Raw genomic sequence first — 17,730 nt, 5'->3', positions numbered from 1 at the left:
AAAATATGATAGAAAAGAGAAAGCGGGCATTCTCTTATTACCATGAGGAATTGATTGGCGAACATAGATTTCTCTCAGAAGATCAGACGATTTTTCAGGATGCGGTCATAGCATTATCACTCGGAAAAAATATTTTATTAAAAGGTCCTACTGGGTCTGGTAAAACAAGGCTCGCGGAATCACTGTCGAGTTTCTTCGGTCAGCCTATGCATAGTGTCAATTGTTCCGTTGACACAGATATGGAAGCCCTTCTCGGCTTTAAAACAATTACGCAAAATGACGGAGCGAGCAGGATTGATTTTATTCAAGGACCTGTCATCAAAGCAATGGAGAAAGGCCACTTCCTTTATATAGATGAAATTAATATGGCAAAGCCTGAAACATTGCCTCTTTTAAACAGCATATTGGACTATAGAAGAATGCTGACGAACCCCTTGACAACCGACGTGATACAGGCAAAAGAAACATTCGGTGTGATAGCGGCAATCAATGAAGGCTATGTCGGGACTGTTCCAATGAATGAAGCGCTGAAAAATCGATTTATCGTAATCGATATCCCCTATGTGCAAGGAGAGATATTGAAGGATGTCATCAAACAAGAGAGCAAATTACATGATGAGAAAATGATTGAACAATTTGTCCGATTATCCTCTGATCTGCTGGTTCAGGTAAAGAGTGGAATCATTCCAGAGGAAGCAGCATCCATTAGAGCCCTGATTGACACTTGTGATCTTGCTGTTTATATGGATCCCCTCAGGGCCGTTCGCAGGGGAATCTCTGACAAATTGGAGGAAGAGCGGGAAAAGGCAGCTGTGGTGAATATTGCCTCAACGCTATTTAAATAGAGGTGGCAGGTATGCATCGTTTCATTGCTTTCAATGACGAAAAAGCTGATACGCTTCTGATGCTGGAGCTTACAGATTTAGCTAAGACCCTTACAAAATCTTCATTATATGAAGCTGAAATTCGTGCACATTCCTACTTAAGCAAAAGGGAGCGAAAAGTCTTTGTTAGTCATTTTTGGAATCATCGCCCTGATTGGGTAAAGAAGCCGGGAATGAAAAGTGACGTTTATTTGCGGGCGCTTGGGAACATTAATTTTACAGATTTCCAGGATGTTGATCAATTCAGAGACATCATATCTGCTTCGCCAATTCCCCGTTTTGCAGGGCATCTCTTTGTCCTTGCTGAAGATTTAAGAATTGAGGAGTTATGTAAAAAGGAAAGGCCGGGAATGGCATTTGAATTCAATGTTCGACGCAAAATATACACGGAATACTTCGAGTCCCAATTGATTGTCAATCTGGAAAAAAATCTTTTTATAGATGCTTTGTTCAACTTGGTTTATTTAATCTTGAATTCTGGAAGTCCTGTTCTAGCAATCCCCTCCTTCAATCCAGAAATTGATGAAGGCATTCCCTTGATTCGCAGTGAACTTGAAAATTTCTATGAAACACAATCTACCAGGTCTGTTGCAGATGTTTGCCTCAAAATCGTGGAAAGGGCTGCTCAAGTTGTCAAAACAGATATGATCAATGAATACTATCATCTACCTGGACAAGAGCAAAATTTGCTTGACGACATGTCATTTACAGATCTATTAAGAAAAGATCCTTTACAAAATGATGATACGGTAGAGGAAAAAACTGGCGGGGATGAAGAGCTGCATGAAGAAGAGATGGGGACATGGCACAGGGAGACAGAAAGTCCAGGAAAAAGCTTTATGCAATTCAATCTGGATCAGGGAACAAAGACAGATATTGCCGGCGGCAGTGAACGAGAGGGGGAAGAAGGGGATCAGGCGCTTGGGATTGTGCAAGGGCGGAGTAAGCCAACGGATAAAAAGGAATATAGCAGGATGGAATTGACCAGTATGGATGAACTTGAATCCCCCAATGGAAAAATTAAATATGGCACATCCAATAAAAATGCACGGTCCGTTTTTCTAAAAGCCGGAAGACCTGATAAAGAGGCAGTAGCTGAGTATGGAAAGCTGGAAAAAGAAGTAAAATTTTATCATAAAAAACTAAAAAATATCATTGAGCGCATAATGGAAAAGAAAGAGACTGACCATCGGAGCCATTTGCAAATGGGGCGCCTTGGCAAGAATCTTTTATCTTTCTTTACAGATGAAAATCCGAAACTATTCTATAAAAAATCAGAACCGGGCAAGGAAATTGATGCTTCGTTTATTCTTCTCATTGATTGCTCAGCATCTATGTTTGATAAAATAGAAGAGACAAGGCGTGGGATCATCTTATTTCATGAAGCTTTGAAATCTGTTGGTGTGCCACATGAAATCATTGGTTTTTGGGAGGATGCTAACGAATCGTCCGTGGACGAACAGCCAAATTACTTTTTTCAGGTTATTCCATTTTCCGTGTCCTTGCACCAGAAAACAGGTCCGGAAATCATGGAATTGGAAGCCATGGAGGATAATCGAGATGGATATGCCATTAGAATCGTTGCTGAAAGACTTCTTGAAAGAAAGGAAAAAGAAAAATTTTTAATTATTTTTTCCGATGGGGAGCCTGCGGCATTTGATTATAACAATGGAATAGTGGATACGCATGAAGCGGTCATGGAAGTCCGTAAAAAAGGGATAGAAATTTTTAATATTTTCCTTTCTACTTCCGGTTTGGAATTTGAACAGAAAAAAGTTTTTGAAAATATATATGGCAATCGCAGTATTATTGCTCCTTATGTGGAAGAACTGCCCGATGTACTGTTCCCTTTGCTGAAAAATATCCTGACTAAATCGATATATATGTAGGGGCTGTGTAAAAAGTACATTTTAACTTCATTCAGCAGAAGTCTCCCACTTCTGTAAGTGGTGAGATGAATGCCTATTGGTATTCCATTCAGTGGGGGTTCAATCCTCAGCTTAATAAAGCCAAAGCCTCCGGCGGATGCCACAGATTTTCGAAGGAAATTTATCGTGCGGAGCTCGATAAATTCTGGGCGCAAATACGCCAAGGCGCATTTGATTAAGATGCACAAAATTAAAAACCCAAGAATATTGATTTTACAGTATTCTTGGGTTTTACTATGATTAGTTTTCGGGCTGACTTCGCGCCTCTTCCTACAATAATTCAACAGCTCACCGTGTTGTCCAGCTGCGAGTGCCATCGCCGATAAGCAGGCACTATCCGCTTTTCTTTTCTTTTTCCTTTATCTCGTCGGAGTCACTCCAGTCTGTACGTCGATGAGCAGGTGCTTTCGCTTTTCTATTGTCTAGCTCCAGCGCTCAGCGACTAGCAGACTTCCTCATCCTTCCTATGATAAGTCAACATCGGCTCGCCTCTGGCTTCGCCGTGTTTCCTTTATCTCGTCAGGACACGTCCAGTCTGTACGTCGCTAAACGAGCGCTACCGCTTTTCTACTGTCCAGCTACAGCACCTATCGACTAGCAGACTTCGCGCCTCCTCCTACGATAAGTCAACATCGCTTCGCCTATGGCTCACCGTGTTTCCTTTATCTCGTCGGAGTCACTCCAGTCTGTACGTCGATGAGCAGGTGCTTTCGCTTTTCTAATCACCAACTCCTACTCGCTCCACCACCGCCTGATGAACCGCCACCTCCGGAACGCGGGCCTCCGAAGCCGCCTCCACCACCGCCACCTCTGTTTAAGATAGCAGCAAGCATTCTAAGAAGGGTCAGGGTAAAAGCTCCTCCGAGAAAGCGGAAATCCAGGAAGATGATTCCTGCAAATATCATGATGAATATAAGTATGGTCAATGGTGACAGACCTTCGGTTTGGTTGTATTCTACACCTTCAGCATTCGCCTGTTTGTCCAAGCTGTATTCTTTTGAAACTTCATTAAATAACTGTTTATAAGTGTTTGTGATAGCAAGATTAATCTCGTTTTCTTCCAAATAAGGTAAAGCATAGCTGTCTAGAATCCGTCCCACTTTTCCATCCGGTAAAGCGCCTTCCAGACCATAACCGACTTCTATCTTTATTTTGCGCTCTTTTAATGCCAACAAAAGCAAAACACCATTGTCCTTCTCAGCATTTCCAAGTCCATATTGCCGGAATGCCTGTAAGGCATATTCTTCAACCGATTCGTCTTCCAGTGAATTGACGGTCAATATAGCGATTTGTGCCTGTGTGTGGTCGTCTAAATATCTGCCAAGCTCTATCAACTCATTTTTCTCATTGTCTGAAAGGACATGGGCAAAGTCCTGGACATAAATATCTCCTGCTGGATCAGGGATATTGGCTGCTTCAACTTTGAAACCCGTTAAGGAAAAGAAAAAAAAGACGAGAATGGATAGGGAGAGCAGAGCCCGCCTCATCACTCTCCATTCCCTTCAAAATCAACGTCTGGAGCTTCTTCTGCCCCTGCTGCAGCTTTAAAATACTCTTTTTTCTCAAAGTCAAACACGGAAGCAACGATACGGCCAGGGAACTGTCTTACTTTTTTATTATAAATGGTTACTTGGTCATTGTAATCTTTCCTCGCAACAGCAATACGGTTCTCTGTTCCCGCTAGTTCGTCCATAAGCTGGGTGAATTGTTTGTCTGCCTTCAATTCTGGATAATTTTCGGAAATAACTAGTAATCTACTTAGAGCGTTGGACAGAGAGGCATCTGCGTCAGCCTGCTCCTGAACTGTGTTGGCGCCAATCAGCCTTGAACGGGCATCAGCGATATCTCCCAACACCTTATCTTCATGTTTCGCATAACCTTTGACGGTATTAACGAGGTTCGGAATCAGATCCGCCCTTCGCTGCAGTTGGTTTTCAATTTGGGAATATTTTTGTTCAACATCCTCTTCAGCATTTACAAAACCGTTGTAACTTCCTAACAACGGAACTAGTACAAGGGCTAGAATAACAAGTACCCCAATGATAGCTCCCAATCCTTTTCTCATTTTCTTCACTCCTCTTAAATAGTATAACGAATGTACCGAAAGAAAGTTTCAGCTTTCGCTCATTTATTTACCCAAATGATATAAAAAAATCTTCTACTTGTTATCATAAAGCATGAACGAACAAGGGAAAAGTGATACAATCTGTATAAACCTTGCATAAAGGGACGGATTGGAGCTGAGAGAAATGAGCATTATGAAAGATCGATTAAGCCGGCCTTTGCAAGACTTGAGGATTTCTATAACGGATAAGTGCAACTTTCGCTGTCAATATTGCATGCCTGCTGATATTTTTGGTCCCGATTTTAAATTTTTGCCTAAAAATGACATATTATCGTTTGAAGAAATAGAACGCCTTGCTGCTGCTTTCAGCAAATTAGGGGTTTCAAAATTAAGGATTACCGGCGGTGAGCCGCTGTTAAGAAAGGATGTCGCAAGTTTAATTAGCAGGCTACATCAGATACCTGGCATTAAAGATATTGGTCTAACAACCAACGGTGTGCTTCTGCCGAGATTGGCGATAGATCTTGTAAATGCTGGCCTTCATCGGGTAAATGTCAGCCTTGATGCATTAAACGATGACATTTTCAAGAAAATCAACGGTAGGGGTGTCAGTTCCAAAGTTGTCCTGAAGGGGATCAAGGCCGCACGGGATGCAGGCCTTGGCGTGAAAGTGAATATGGTTGTTCAAAAAGGTGTTAATGAAAGCGAAATCATACCGATGGCCCGTCATTTTAAAGATATGGGAGTAGCTCTTCGCTATATTGAATTTATGGATGTTGGCAATTCGAATGGCTGGGATTTCAGTAAAGTGGTGACAAAAAAGGAAATATTTGCCATGCTATCAGATCATTTTGATCTTGAACCTATGGATCCGAATTATTTTGGAGAAGTGGCTAAACGTTATCGATATAAAAATAAGGATACAGAAGTTGGTTTTATTACTTCAGTTTCAGAGTCGTTTTGTTCAAGCTGTACTAGGGCACGTATTTCCGCAGACGGAAAATTTTACACTTGCTTGTTTGCTTCAAAAGGCTATGATTTGCGTGGATTGGTTCGCGCCTGTAAGGAAGAAGAGCCTTTGATCAATGAAATCAGTTCCATTTGGAATCAACGAAAGGATCGCTATTCTGATGAGCGGACAGAGGAAAGTGCTAAGTCTAAAGAAAAAATAGAAATGTCCTATATTGGCGGATAATATTGGGAAGGAGCCTGATGAATCAGTGGTGGAGAGAAGAAAGCCGATTTGGATCAAGGAAGCGGTTGAAAAGGTAATGGAATATAAAAAAAGAGGAGAAGGGGAAACGGTATCTATACATGACTGCGATGCCCGCTATCTTTATGCCCCATTGATAGCAGATCATGACGTCCCGCCGTTTGACCGCTCTCCTTATGATGGCTTTGCTTTAAGAGCGAAGGATACGGAGAATGCATCCCGGGAGAATCCGTTATTGTTTGAAGTTATTGATGAAATTGGAGCGGGACAGGTCAGCTTGCAGAAGGTTGGTCAACTGGAAGCAGTCCGCATTATGACTGGGGCTCAAATTCCAGATGGGGCAGATTGTGTGATCATGCTCGAATTGGTTAAAGAACTCACTGAAGGCGGTAAAAAATACATAGAAGTAAAAAGAACTCTTCACGAAGGCGATAATGTATCCTATCAAGGAGAGGACGCTCAAAAAGGGAGTTCGCTGATAGATAAAGGGGAGCGAGTCACCCCCGGAATCAAAGCTCTACTCGCGACATTTGGATACAGTAAAGTGAAAGTGTCCCAAAAGCCAACTGTTGGAATCATCGCAACTGGAAGTGAACTGCTTCGCCCGGAAGATGATCTTGTACCGGGGAAAATAAGAGACAGCAACGGCTATATGATTGAATCCCAAGTCCTTCGAACCGGTGGCATCTATAAAAAATATGATAATTGTGCGGATGATTTGGAAGCACTGTACAAGGCGATGGTAGCAGCTCTTGAAGAATGTGATATCGTCATTACAACCGGTGGCGTATCCGTAGGGGATTTTGACTACCTGCCTGAAATCTATAATAGACTTGGAGCAAAACTTTTATTCAATAAAATAGCCATGCGTCCGGGGAGCGTGACAAGCTGTGCTGAAATAGATGGGCGTTTGCTTTTTGGGTTGTCCGGCAACCCATCGGCTTGTTTTGTTGGGTTTGAATTGTTTGTCAAGCCTTATTTACGTTATTGGATGCATTCTAACAGACCATATACTTGTTTCATTACTGGTGAGCTGTACTCTGATTTTCCGAAACCAAATCCATTTAGCAGATTTGTACGAGGCAAGCTAAGCTATAAAGATGGAAGGGTATATGCTGAACCTGTGGGATTGGATAAATCAGGGGTAGTAACATCAATTGCTTGGGCAGATTGTCTCATTGTACTGCCGGGAGGTACAAGAGGTTATCAGGCTGGAGATCAAGTGGATTTAATCCTTCTTGAAGATCAACAAGGAAGCGGAGTGCCATGGCAGGAAAGAAAATTATCCAAATTGTAGGATTTCAGAACAGCGGTAAAACGACTTTGATCGAGAGATTAATCACTGCATGCAAAGAAAAAAAACTAGCTGTGGGGACGATTAAGCATCACGGTCATGGCAATGCACCTGATCGTATCATTTTAAATAAAGACTCGGAGAAACATCAGCAAGCTGGCGCAATTGTTACGACAGTTGAAGGGGCGGGTTCGTTACATTTAGAAGCCAAGAAAGAGCATTGGGAGCTGCAGGATATCATCCGGATGTATGAGCAGCTCCCTGTTGATATTATCTTGGTTGAAGGTTATAAAAGAATGAACTACCCAAAAGTGGTTCTTGTGCGTAATCCACAAGATGAATTTCTTATAGAAGAGCTGACAAATATTATTGCAGTCATTTCAAATAAGCCTTTAACCTGTACACCGCATTCCTCCATTTTTAGAAAAGATGAGATGGATCGATTTATTAGTTGGTTTATGAATCAAATAAATGCGGCTGAGGACTAAAAACTGTCTTCAGTCGCATTTATTTTAGTGTAGTTTTTCTTCTACTTTTTGGCAAATCTCGTCCGCAGAAAGACCGTGTGCTTCAATTATAGGAACTTGGGTGCTTGTTGTTTCGATTCCCATGAAATTGGAATCCATTCCAGTGACGATACAACAGTCTATATTGTTCAAATTTGAAGAGGTAGAAAGGGAAACAACTTGGTAGCCCTTTTCCTCAAGCGCTTGTGAAACATTGGTTAAACCTTCTTCGACACCGATTTTCATTCACAACACCTCCTTGTTCTTCACTTATTTAGGATGTTCAAAAAGTTATCAAAAAATAAGCGGCAAATCTCTTCGTTGCTAGTTTTTTTGCTCCTCATGTATCAAAAAGCATACATTCCGCTGTGTAAATCAAGCTGCCTCGACCTTTCTGCTTCTCATTTTCCTTTTTGAACACGCACTTATAATTCCATTTTGAAACTTTTTTAAACGGTCATATAAGCATTTTATTTGGAAACCCTCGGATCGGAAATGTATAATATTATTCATGTTTGAAATGTTCAAGTAATTCGGGTGCAGAGTTTCTGTAACTATATAAGTTTGGAGGAAAAAACATGGTTCAACAATGGGAAGTGATCTTAATGAAAGGCGAAAGTGAACCGTGGTGGTTTTTTCCAGAGTGGAGAAACGATATCATTGAAATGTATACTTACTCAGATTCAAAGGCTGCCATCCAACAGTATGTGTCCCTTTTTCAGCACTTAAAAGAGGAATTTCAATGTGTTAAAGTAAAGAAAACATCCTTGGCTGCTTTTTGGAACAAGGAGGATATCTCATACTGCGAGCAGTGTGACGATGATCTTCAATTGTATTATGGGCTGCTAATTTTAGCAGATGGAGAGCCCTATCAATTTCCGGAAGATCTAGAAAAGCCGGACATGAAGAGAAGAGAGATAAAATGAGTGCAACTACCAAAATAAAAACCGCATCAGCGCCGGACAAAATGCCGACAGTTTACGGAATACTTTTTGCAATGAGTGCCAGTCATCTTCTAAATGATTCCATTCAGTCTGTTGTGCCTGCAATGAATCCGATTTTTGAACAGACGCTGAATCTATCGTTTGCGCAAATTGGATGGATTGCTTTCGTTCTGAATATGACGGCTTCTGTCATGCAACCGGTTTTCGGGTACTTTGCAGATAAAAGGCCTACTCCGTTTATGCTGCCGATCGGAATGTTTATGAGTATGCTTGGATTAATTGGCTTTGCCCTGTCTCCCAACTTTTATGTCATCCTTCTGTCTGTCTTTTTTATAGGCATTGGTTCGGCTGTCTTTCATCCGGAAGGCTCTCGCGTTGCTTATATGGCGGCAGGTCCAAAGCGTGGGTTAGCCCAATCCATTTACCAGGTTGGCGGAAACTTTGGGCAATCTCTTGCGCCGGTTTTTACTGCATTTATTTTTGTTTCGCTAGGTCAAAAGGGTGCGCTCCTGTTTACGCTGGTAACAGTAACTGGAATCATTATACTGTTATATGTCTCAAAATGGTATAAAGGGCAGATACAGGATGGAATGATGTTCAGTCAAAAAAACAGGGCAAAGGCCCAGCAGTCTGTTGTTCCTGTTCATAAAAAAATCAAAATTGCAATGGGGCTGCTCATATTTCTTGTATTCGCAAGGTCATTCTATGTTGCCGGTATTAATAACTTTTATCAATTTTATTTAATAGAAGATTACGGCTTGACTGTCAAGCACGCGCAATTATATGTATTTATTTTCATGTTTGCAGGAGTATTAGGAACATTTTTTGGAGGCCCGCTGGCCGACCGTTTTGGTCGCAGGAACTTGATTTTTCTATCCATGGCGGGCGCTGCTCCACTCACGATCATTTTGCCTTTTGTTCCACTTTCTTGGATCATCCCTATATTTTTTGTTATTGGTTTCATTATTTTATCCAGTTTCAGTGTGGTTGTTGTATATGCACAGGAACTGTTGCCATCAAAAGTGGGTATGGTCTCTGGTCTGATTGTCGGCCTTGCCTTTGGCATGGGCGCAGTAGGTGCCGTGTTATTGGGAACATTGGCGGATATGTATAGCATGCGCTTTGTCATGATATTATGTGGGCTACTGCCACTTGTAGGTATTCTAACATGGCTGCTGCCAAGCGATGAAAAAGTCCGCGAGTTGACATCTGCTAAGTAAACACGCAATTACATCGCCCCGGTCATCCCGGGGTTTTTTTCATGGTAGTAAAATTAGATTAAAGAGTTTATGTGGGCTCTCCATCAGGCACTGCCCTAGACCGAACTTTAGTGTTTACAATGGAGAAAGGAGGACACCGATGCTTCAGATTTTATCGTGCCTCGCTCGATAAATTTCCTTTGAAAATTGTGGCATCCGCCGGAGGCTTTGACTTTATTCAGCCGGGGTTTAAACCCCCACTGAATGGAATACCAATAGGCATTCATCTCACCACTTACAGAAGTGGGAGATTTCTGCTGAATGAAGTTAAATCCTCGCCTGAAAAGAGAGGCGCAGAAGAAGTTAATTGTTCAGTGAAGGGATATACTAATTAGCATCAAGAGTCTTTTCAAATAAAGCTGCTCAGGAATGTCAGTGTTTATAGCATATTTATCTCTATTTCCATTTTAGCAGCATGCCCTTTCGAAATAAAAAATGTAAAAACGCGTTTGCCAAGCATCATAAACGGTAGTATAATCTTATCGCAACCTACTTTTGTATCTTGCAAATATAAAATCTTAGGTGGTAGTTAAAATGACAACAAGTAAAGAGTACAGAGTGTTATTGTATTATCATTATGTAACGATTGAGGATCCGGAGGAGTTTGCGAAGCAGCATTTGAAATTTTGCAAAGAGGCCGGACTAAAAGGAAGAATTCTCGTAGCGAATGAAGGGATTAACGGAACCGTTTCGGGAACTGTTGAGCAGACAGACAAATATATTGAAATGATGAAAGCTGATCCGCGCTTTGCGGATATGGTTTTTAAAATAGACGAATCGGATGAGCATGCATTTAAAAAAATGCACGTCCGTCCACGGAAAGAATTGGTCACCCTTCGTTTGGAAGATGACATCGACCCTCGAGAAATGACAGGAAATTATTTGAGTCCGAAGGAATTTTTTGAAGCGATGCAGGAAGAGGATACAGTCATCCTTGATGCGCGCAATGATTATGAATTTGATCTCGGGCATTTCAAGGGTGCTATCCGTCCTGACATCAAGACATTTAGGGAGCTCCCTGATTGGATCCGAGAAAATAAAGACAAATTTGAAGGAAAGAAAGTTCTTACGTATTGTACGGGTGGCATCCGCTGTGAGAAGTTCTCAGGCTGGCTCGTCAGGGAAGGTTTCAAAGATGTCGGTCAGCTTCACGGAGGCATCGTCACTTATGGTAAAGACCCTGAGGTGCAAGGGGAGCTTTGGGATGGACAATGCTATGTATTTGACGGAAGGATTTCTGTTCCAGTTAATCGCAAGGAGCATGTCATTGTAGGCAAGGACTATTTTGATGGCGAGCCTTGTGAAAGATACGTGAACTGTGCAAACCCAGAGTGCAACAGGCAATTCCTTTGCTCCGAGGAAAATGAGCATAAATTTATGCGCAGTTGTACTGATGAGTGTCGAGTACATCCTCGCAATCTTTATGTGAAAGAACACAATTTGAGCGAAGATGAGATTAATGACCGTATTAAAAAAATTGAAGACGAAAAGGCATTGAATGTTTAACTTCATTCAGCTCTGTAAGTGGTGAGATGAATGCCTATTGGTATGCCATTCAATGGGGGTTCAAATCCCGGCTGAATAAAGTCAAAGCCTCCGGCGGATGCCACAGATTTTCAGAAGAAATTTATCGAGCGGGGCTCGATAAAATCTGGGGTGCAAATATGCTAAGGCGCATTTGATCAAAGGGACCCGTTCATCTATATATGATGACGGGTTCTTCTTTTCATTAGTGTTTTTTGATGGGGATATGCGATAATGTACATATCGCTACATAGAGAGAAACGAGGGAGTTTATGGTAAAAGAGAAATGGTTCAGGATTGGAATTGGCATCATAATGGCTTTTTTGATCATTTTTCTGGGCACAAAGGTGAGCTTTATCTTTACCCCGTTAGTGATCATTATACAAACTTTGTTGCCACCTATTGTCATCAGCGGCATTCTTTACTATCTGCTGCGGCCCATTGTTAACTTACTGGAAAAGAAAATGCCTCGCACCTTGGCAATTATTATTGTTTTTGTTGGAATTGCAGGTGTGATGACAGCGGCTGTTTTCATAATAGGCCCGGAACTGCAAAGACAGTATAATCTTTTTATGAAAAACCTGCCTGCTTATTCAAAATATATACAGGAGTGGGTTCTTTCCATGATGGATAAGGACTGGTTCCAGCGATTCCAAGAGAATGAATATCTGTCTGTGGAAAAAATTACGACCTATTTGCAAAATAATGCAAATAGCATGCTTCAGGACGCCGGAATGAAAATTGCTAGTACTGTTGGCTTTGTTGCCAATATTCTAATGATTCTTGTGCTGGTCCCGTTTGTTTTATTTTTTATCCTCAAGGATGGAAGGCAAGCGCCGACTTTTTTATTGAAAATCCTGCCTAAAAAACATCAAAATGAAGGGATAAATATTTTAAAGGACATGGACGAAGCTTTGAGTGCATATATACAGGGACAACTTATTGTGAGTTTCTGTGTGGGATTGACCGCTTATATTGGCTATTTGATTATCGGTCTTGACTATGCCCTTGTTCTTGGTTTTGTTGCTATGATTACGAACGTGATTCCGTTCATCGGTCCATGGATTGGAACATTTCCTGCGGTGATTGTTGGACTGTTGGATTCCCCTTTCCATGCGCTTCTCGTTGTCATAGTGGTCGTTGTTGTCCAGCAACTTGACAGCAATATCACTTCACCGCTTGTTATGGGGAAAAAGCTGAATATTCATCCGTTGACCATTATTTTTGTTCTATTGGTGGCTGGAAAATTTGGAGGACTGCTTGGTTTGATTTTTGCCGTCCCTGTATATGCGCTTTTAAAAGTCATTGTCACCCATTTGTACCGATACGTTAAACTTGATTAAACCCGCGAAATGCGGGTTTTTGTTATTTTTTTCATCTAATAAATGAGCGATTTACTCATAAAATAGAAACGTTCTTAGGAACAATGAATGATGGAGGGATCTCAAATGACGGTTATTAATAACGTGAAGCAGACTCTAACAGGGTTGAAAAGTGCTCAGGCGAGCTTGGAAGGTTTTGCGCTTCAGACAGATAATGAACAAGCTAAGCAATTGTATAAGATGACTGCACAGCAAACGCAGGCCGTCATTGATGCGCTTGAACCGAGAGTTCAGGAAATCATGCAGGAAGAGCCGCAATATAACGAATAACTTTTCTTCAAAAAAGGGACAGAACAAAGTTGCTTCTGTTCCTTTTTCAAAATAAAGGAGGTCATGATTTGACTGTCATTTCTGATGTAAAAACAACTCTTGCGACAATGAAAGGCATACAAGCTTCTTTTAGTAAATTGGCTATGACAAGTGCGGGACAGGAAGCAAAGAAGATATTTCACGAGTGCATGATGGAAACAGAGCCGATTATCTCTGATTTGCAAAAGCAGGTTGAATTTATGATGGCTGAAGAATTGCAATATAAAAATTCCTAAGAAGGAGGCTAAAATTTGGATATTCCCCAATGGCTGAATATTATTATACGATCAGTTCTTTTGGTGATGGTATTATTTTTACTTACAAAATGGCTGGGAAAGAAGCAGCTATCACAATTATCGTTCTTTGAGTATATAGCCGGCATCACAATTGGCAGTATTGCAGCAGAAATTTCAACAGGGCTGGAAACAAATTTCTTCCATGGCTTATATAGCATGCTTGTATGGACAGCAATCCCATTCTTTGCAGGTTTGCTGGCCATCAAAAGTAAAAAGGCAAGGGACTTTATTGAAGGCCGTGAGACAGTTGTGATAAAAGACGGAAAAATTCAAGAGGAAAATTTAACAAAGCAAAAGTACACTGTGGATGAATTACTTCATCTTTTAAGAAAAAAGAACGCTTTTCAAGTTTCCGATGTAGAGTTTGCAGTTCTCGAAGCAAACGGTGATTTGAATGTATTGCTTAAAAAAGAAAAACAGCCGGTGACACCTCAGGATCTGGATCTGGAGACTGCACCTGTAAAAGTCCCCGAAACAGTCATATTGGAAGGACAAGTTGTAGATTCTGGTCTCGCAGCATGCGGATTAACAAGAGAATGGCTTGATGTAGAGCTGCAAAAACTAGGGATCGTACTCGATAACGTATATATTGGACAAGTGGATTCCTATGGCGAACTAACGGCCGATTTATATGACGATAAAATCAAGCTTCCAAAGCCGCAAGAAAAGCCGATGTTGTTAAGCGCTTTAAAAAAATGTCATGCAGATCTTGAAAGTTTTGCGTTGGCTACAGAAAATGAAGCGGCTAAACAGATGTACAAAGAAAACTCGGAAAAGCTGGCGGAAATTATTAAGAATTCTGAATATCTACTTGTAAATTAAGAAGGGGTCATCCGCTATTCGGACGCCCCTTTGATTTTTAAACATACATTTTTTCAATTTGCTTTTGTAGTTGTTCGCTTTCCAAATATTCATTGTAAGTCATGTACTTATCAACAATCCCCGAAGGTGTCAACTCGATAATTCGATTGGCGATTGTTTCGATAAACTGATGATCATGTGAAGTGAATACCAGGGAACCTTTGAAATTCATCAAACCGTTATTCAACGCAGTAATGGATTCCAGATCTAGGTGGTTTGTCGGCTCATCCAGTAGAAGTACATTGGCGCCGCTCAGCATCATTTTTGACAGCATACAGCGTACTTTTTCTCCTCCAGAAAGTACCGAAGCTTTTTTCATTGCCTCTTCTCCAGAGAAGAGCATTCTTCCAAGAAAACCACGTAAGAAGCTTTCAGTTTCATCCTGTGGCGAATATTGTCTCAGCCATTCAATAAGACTTAACTCGACGCCTTCAAAGAATTCCGAGTTGTCTTTTGGGAAGTAGGATTGGGAAGTAGTGACTCCCCATTTATAACTGCCGCTGTCGGGCTGAATTTCTCCAGCAAGGATTTGCAGCAAAGTTGTTTTGGCTATCTCATTTTTTCCAATAAGTGCTACCTTATCATCTTTGTTCAAGGTAAAGCTGATATTGTCCAGAACTTTTACACCATCAACTGTTTTCGTAAGATTGCTCACAGTAAGTAAATCGTTCCCGATTTCTCTTTCTGGTGTAAATGCCACATAAGGATAGCGTCTGGAAGATGGTTTTATATCATCAAGGGTAATCTTATCCAGAAGCTTTTTCCTTGACGTCGCTTGTTTGGACTTGGAAGCATTCGCGCTGAATCGAGCAATAAATGTCTGCAACTCTTTGATTTTTTCTTCTTTCTTTTTATTGGCATCCTGAGCCATTTTTTGAGCTAACTGGCTCGACTCATACCAGAAGTCGTAGTTTCCGACATATATTTGGATATTGCTGAAATCCAGGTCCGCTATATGAGTACAAACTTTGTTAAGGAAGTGCCGGTCATGGGATACAACGATGACAGTATTCTCGAAGTTGATCAAGAACTCTTCCAGCCATTGAATAGCTTTGATATCCAGATGGTTTGTCGGCTCGTCAAGCAGTAAAATATCCGGCTTTCCAAATAGAGCCTGCGCAAGGAGAACTTTGACTTTTTCGCTCCCAGACAGTTCAGCCATCTTCTTGTTATGAAGGTCTTCACTAATTCCAAGGCCTTTTAGTAGAATGGCTGCTTCCGATTCTGCTTCCCAACCATTGAGTTCTGCAAACTCACCTTCCAGTTCTGCTGCACGCATTCCGTCTTCTTCTGTAAAATCCGCTTTCATATAGATGGCGTCTTTTTCCTGCATGATTTCATAAAGGCGAGTATGTCCCATAATAACAACCTGCAGGACTTCAATTTCTTCATATTGAAAGTGATCCTGTTTTAAGACGGCAAGCCGGTCATTGGGAGAAATGGATACAGTGCCGGTTTGCGCTTCGATTTCCCCAGCAAGAATCTTAAGAAACGTCGATTTCCCAGCTCCGTTTGCACCAATTAAGCCGTAGCAGTTACCAGGCGTGAACTTGATGTTTATATTTTCAAACAGTTTCCGGTCTCCGAAACGAAGACCAACATTATTTACGGTAATCAAATTTATCATAACCTCCACAAGAAATTCCTGTTTATTATAACACTTTTCTGCACTGCTGGGGAAATGGCTGCCACATCTTTTTTGTATATTGGCTCTTACCGCATATAATAGATGTATATATTGTTCAAAAATCGGCGGATTGTACTATTATCTTGTTGAAGTGGAACGAGATAAAGAAAAAGAGGCAACAGTTCAAATCAATGCGATTACGGGGGAGGTCCTGTCTATTACTTGGGATGATGAATCAATAATGTATTTTTTTCTCATTGTTTTCTCATTTTCCTATAAGGATGTCCTCATTAGAAGGTTAACATGATATTAAGACCAATAAGGGAGGAACAAAACAATGATGCAAAAAAACTGTTGATTGGAAGTATTGCGGGGCTACTCGTAGTAGGCGGTGCAATTGGAGCTGGAGCAGCTTCCAAAAATCAGGACGTTAGTAGTAAAGGAGAACCTACTGATTTGATTTCAACAGGGGAAGCCGAGGAAATTGCGATTAAAGAAAGCGGCGGCAAAGTGAAAAGGTATAGAGCTTGAGAAAGAAGACGGGCACTTTGTTTATGCTATTGAATTGATGCAAGTAAACAATCATGACATCGATTTGGAAATCAATGCTGCATCCGGAAAAATTATTAAGATTGACAGATATGACGATCATGATGATGACTATAGTCGCTCAAACCAAAGTAAAGAGGTAACAATCTCACTTGATGATGCTATTTCGGCAGCTACCAAAGATACACCAGGAAAAGTAAAAGAAGCAGAATTTGACGATGATGGTTACTATGAAATTGAATTAGTAGTTGGGCAAAACGATGTTGAAATGAAAATAGATGCAAATAGCGGAAAAATCATCGAAAAAGAAACCGATATTGATAATGATTAAATTCATTCAACATAAGTCTCCCACTTCTGTAAGTGGTGAGATGAATGCATGTTTGTATTCCATTGGTGGGGATTCAAACCCCGGCTGAATAAAGTTAAAGCCCCCGGCGGATGCCACAGATTTTCAGAGGAAATTTATCGAGCGGAGCTCGATAAATTCTGGGCGCAAATACGCCAAGGCGCATTTGATTCAGGATCTGATACATGTCAAAGCGAAACGACACAGGTTTCGCTTTGACTTTTTTTAAAACAAAAACGGCAATGCCATAAAGTTAAGTACCGGGTATGTCGAGACTCCCCGAACAATCACTTTCACCGTTCATTTTTTTTATTCCATAAATGGGGTATAATAGAAAGGATAACAAGAAAGGGGATCTTAATTCATGGCTTATAGAAGAGGGCCTCAGGAGCCTGTTCCTGAAGAGGAAACAATCGTTTGGTCATGTACGAATGAACAATGTTCTTGTTGGATGAGGGATGCCTTTTCTACAGAAAATAAAACAATCTGCCCGATTTGCAAATCGGAAATGGCACAGGAAACTAGAGTTTTGCCAGTTATCTCGTAATTATTCAATGCAGCCGTTCCGCGGACACGCCGGAGCGGCCTTTTTAACTGTATAGCGTACAATGTCAAATACTTTTTTCAAGTTTTTGGGTAACCCAAACACACTTACCAGGGATTTACTTTTTTTACCAGCAACAATTAACCAAGTTTTTATGAAACAGTCGCCATTTTCTTGATCCAGAAATGGTATTCAC

At 41.0% G+C, this 17,730-nt stretch carries 23 protein-coding genes; 18 read left to right on the top strand and 5 right to left on the bottom strand.

What is annotated here, in order from left to right; translation table 11 throughout:
* Nucleotides 1–5 precede the first annotated feature (5 nt).
* The 3 genes from D5F11_RS20005 to D5F11_RS26790 all read left to right on the top strand — a co-directional run bounded on the left by D5F11_RS20005 (nt 6) and on the right by D5F11_RS26790 (nt 2,991).
* The gene (locus tag D5F11_RS20005) at nt 6–845 is read left to right on the top strand and encodes an ATP-binding protein (protein ID WP_120118643.1); all 840 of its coding nucleotides are present in this window, start codon (nt 6–8) and stop codon (nt 843–845) included.
* 11 nt (nt 846–856) lie between these two features.
* Nucleotides 857–2,773 carry a vWA domain-containing protein gene (locus tag D5F11_RS20000; RefSeq protein ID WP_120118615.1) on the top strand — a complete coding sequence of 639 codons (1,917 nt, stop codon included), beginning with the start codon at nt 857–859 and terminating at the stop codon, nt 2,771–2,773.
* Between the two features lie 65 nt (nt 2,774–2,838).
* Nucleotides 2,839–2,991, top strand: a complete 153-nt coding sequence (locus D5F11_RS26790; RefSeq protein ID WP_185830809.1) for a hypothetical protein — start codon at nt 2,839–2,841, stop codon at nt 2,989–2,991.
* 543 nt (nt 2,992–3,534) lie between these two features.
* Here D5F11_RS26790 and D5F11_RS19995 read toward each other — a convergent pair.
* The gene (locus D5F11_RS19995; protein ID WP_120118614.1) at nt 3,535–4,299 is read right to left on the bottom strand and encodes a TPM domain-containing protein; all 765 of its coding nucleotides are present in this window, start codon (nt 4,297–4,299) and stop codon (nt 3,535–3,537) included.
* Nucleotides 4,299–4,877 carry a LemA family protein gene (locus tag D5F11_RS19990; RefSeq protein WP_120118613.1) on the bottom strand — a complete coding sequence of 193 codons (579 nt, stop codon included), beginning with the start codon at nt 4,875–4,877 and terminating at the stop codon, nt 4,299–4,301. The genes D5F11_RS19995 and D5F11_RS19990 overlap by 1 nt, the downstream gene beginning before the upstream one ends.
* 184 nt (nt 4,878–5,061) lie before the next feature.
* On the opposite strand from D5F11_RS19990, the gene moaA reads away from it, so the two are divergent.
* The 3 genes from moaA to mobB are packed head-to-tail and all read left to right on the top strand — an operon-like array spanning nt 5,062 to nt 7,872.
* Nucleotides 5,062–6,072, top strand: a complete 1,011-nt coding sequence (moaA, locus tag D5F11_RS19985) for a GTP 3',8-cyclase MoaA (RefSeq protein ID WP_120118612.1) — start codon at nt 5,062–5,064, stop codon at nt 6,070–6,072.
* A 25-nt stretch (nt 6,073–6,097) separates the two neighbouring features.
* On the top strand, nt 6,098–7,387 hold the full coding sequence (locus D5F11_RS19980) for a molybdopterin molybdotransferase MoeA (protein WP_120118642.1): 1,290 nt from the start codon (nt 6,098–6,100) through the stop codon (nt 7,385–7,387).
* A complete protein-coding gene (gene mobB / locus D5F11_RS19975) occupies nt 7,357–7,872 on the top strand; it encodes a molybdopterin-guanine dinucleotide biosynthesis protein B (protein WP_120118611.1) in 516 nt (171 codons plus the stop codon). The genes D5F11_RS19980 and mobB overlap by 31 nt, the downstream gene beginning before the upstream one ends.
* Nucleotides 7,873–7,896: 24 nt before the next feature.
* Here mobB and D5F11_RS19970 read toward each other — a convergent pair whose 3' ends face one another.
* Nucleotides 7,897–8,136, bottom strand: coding sequence for a YkuS family protein (locus D5F11_RS19970; RefSeq protein WP_120118610.1), 240 nt, complete (start codon nt 8,134–8,136; stop codon nt 7,897–7,899).
* 332 nt (nt 8,137–8,468) lie between these two features.
* Here D5F11_RS19970 and D5F11_RS19965 point away from each other — a divergent pair, with 332 nt between their 5' ends.
* Together D5F11_RS19965 and D5F11_RS19960 are read left to right on the top strand one after the other, a co-directional pair.
* Nucleotides 8,469–8,816, top strand: coding sequence for a DUF1033 family protein (locus D5F11_RS19965; protein WP_120118609.1), 348 nt, complete (start codon nt 8,469–8,471; stop codon nt 8,814–8,816).
* On the top strand, nt 8,813–10,054 hold the full coding sequence (locus D5F11_RS19960) for an MFS transporter (RefSeq protein ID WP_120118608.1): 1,242 nt from the start codon (nt 8,813–8,815) through the stop codon (nt 10,052–10,054). Before D5F11_RS19965 ends, D5F11_RS19960 begins: the two co-directional genes overlap by 4 nt.
* Before the next feature lie 107 nt (nt 10,055–10,161).
* Here D5F11_RS19960 and D5F11_RS26785 read toward each other — a convergent pair whose 3' ends face one another.
* A complete protein-coding gene (locus D5F11_RS26785) occupies nt 10,162–10,320 on the bottom strand; it encodes a hypothetical protein (protein WP_185830808.1) in 159 nt (52 codons plus the stop codon).
* Between the two features lie 307 nt (nt 10,321–10,627).
* Here D5F11_RS26785 and trhO point away from each other — a divergent pair, with 307 nt between their 5' ends.
* The 6 genes from trhO (at nt 10,628) to D5F11_RS19935 (ending at nt 14,426) form a co-directional block, all read left to right on the top strand.
* Nucleotides 10,628–11,599 carry an oxygen-dependent tRNA uridine(34) hydroxylase TrhO gene (gene trhO, locus D5F11_RS19955; RefSeq protein ID WP_120118606.1) on the top strand — a complete coding sequence of 324 codons (972 nt, stop codon included), beginning with the start codon at nt 10,628–10,630 and terminating at the stop codon, nt 11,597–11,599.
* Between the two features lie 26 nt (nt 11,600–11,625).
* On the top strand, nt 11,626–11,775 hold the full coding sequence (locus tag D5F11_RS26780) for a hypothetical protein (protein ID WP_185830807.1): 150 nt from the start codon (nt 11,626–11,628) through the stop codon (nt 11,773–11,775).
* Between the two features lie 114 nt (nt 11,776–11,889).
* Nucleotides 11,890–12,960, top strand: coding sequence for an AI-2E family transporter (locus D5F11_RS19950; protein ID WP_120118605.1), 1,071 nt, complete (start codon nt 11,890–11,892; stop codon nt 12,958–12,960).
* A 105-nt stretch (nt 12,961–13,065) separates the two neighbouring features.
* A complete protein-coding gene (locus D5F11_RS19945; RefSeq protein WP_120118604.1) occupies nt 13,066–13,269 on the top strand; it encodes a DUF1657 domain-containing protein in 204 nt (67 codons plus the stop codon).
* Nucleotides 13,270–13,337: 68 nt separating this feature from the next.
* The gene (locus D5F11_RS19940) at nt 13,338–13,544 is read left to right on the top strand and encodes a DUF1657 domain-containing protein (RefSeq protein WP_120118603.1); all 207 of its coding nucleotides are present in this window, start codon (nt 13,338–13,340) and stop codon (nt 13,542–13,544) included.
* Nucleotides 13,545–13,610: 66 nt separating this feature from the next.
* Nucleotides 13,611–14,426 carry a DUF421 domain-containing protein gene (locus D5F11_RS19935; RefSeq protein WP_120118641.1) on the top strand — a complete coding sequence of 272 codons (816 nt, stop codon included), beginning with the start codon at nt 13,611–13,613 and terminating at the stop codon, nt 14,424–14,426.
* Nucleotides 14,427–14,463: 37 nt separating this feature from the next.
* On the opposite strand, the gene D5F11_RS19930 is transcribed toward D5F11_RS19935, so the two are convergent.
* Nucleotides 14,464–16,083 (bottom strand): ABC-F family ATP-binding cassette domain-containing protein, encoded by a 1,620-nt coding sequence (locus D5F11_RS19930; RefSeq protein ID WP_120118602.1) that lies wholly within the window; start codon nt 16,081–16,083, stop codon nt 14,464–14,466.
* 312 nt (nt 16,084–16,395) lie between these two features.
* Between D5F11_RS19930 and D5F11_RS19920 the strand changes: the two genes are divergently transcribed.
* From D5F11_RS19920 to D5F11_RS19905, 4 genes are all read left to right on the top strand, one after another.
* On the top strand, nt 16,396–16,623 hold the full coding sequence (locus D5F11_RS19920) for a hypothetical protein (RefSeq protein ID WP_120118601.1): 228 nt from the start codon (nt 16,396–16,398) through the stop codon (nt 16,621–16,623).
* Between the two features lie 37 nt (nt 16,624–16,660).
* Complete coding sequence (locus D5F11_RS19915) at nt 16,661–16,972, top strand: PepSY domain-containing protein (protein WP_126646639.1); 312 nt, start codon at nt 16,661–16,663, stop codon at nt 16,970–16,972.
* Nucleotides 16,973–17,020: 48 nt separating this feature from the next.
* Nucleotides 17,021–17,209, top strand: coding sequence for a hypothetical protein (locus D5F11_RS19910; protein WP_120118599.1), 189 nt, complete (start codon nt 17,021–17,023; stop codon nt 17,207–17,209).
* Nucleotides 17,210–17,354: 145 nt separating this feature from the next.
* A complete protein-coding gene (locus D5F11_RS19905) occupies nt 17,355–17,537 on the top strand; it encodes a cold-shock protein (protein ID WP_120118598.1) in 183 nt (60 codons plus the stop codon).
* The last annotated feature ends 193 nt before the right edge of the window (nt 17,538–17,730 follow it).

This window comes from Siminovitchia terrae (genome assembly GCF_003605405.2).
Taxonomy (GTDB): domain Bacteria; phylum Bacillota; class Bacilli; order Bacillales; family Bacillaceae_C; genus Siminovitchia; species Siminovitchia terrae.
Note: the sequence above shows the minus strand (reverse complement) of the source record. Positions and strands in the feature narration are given on the sequence as shown.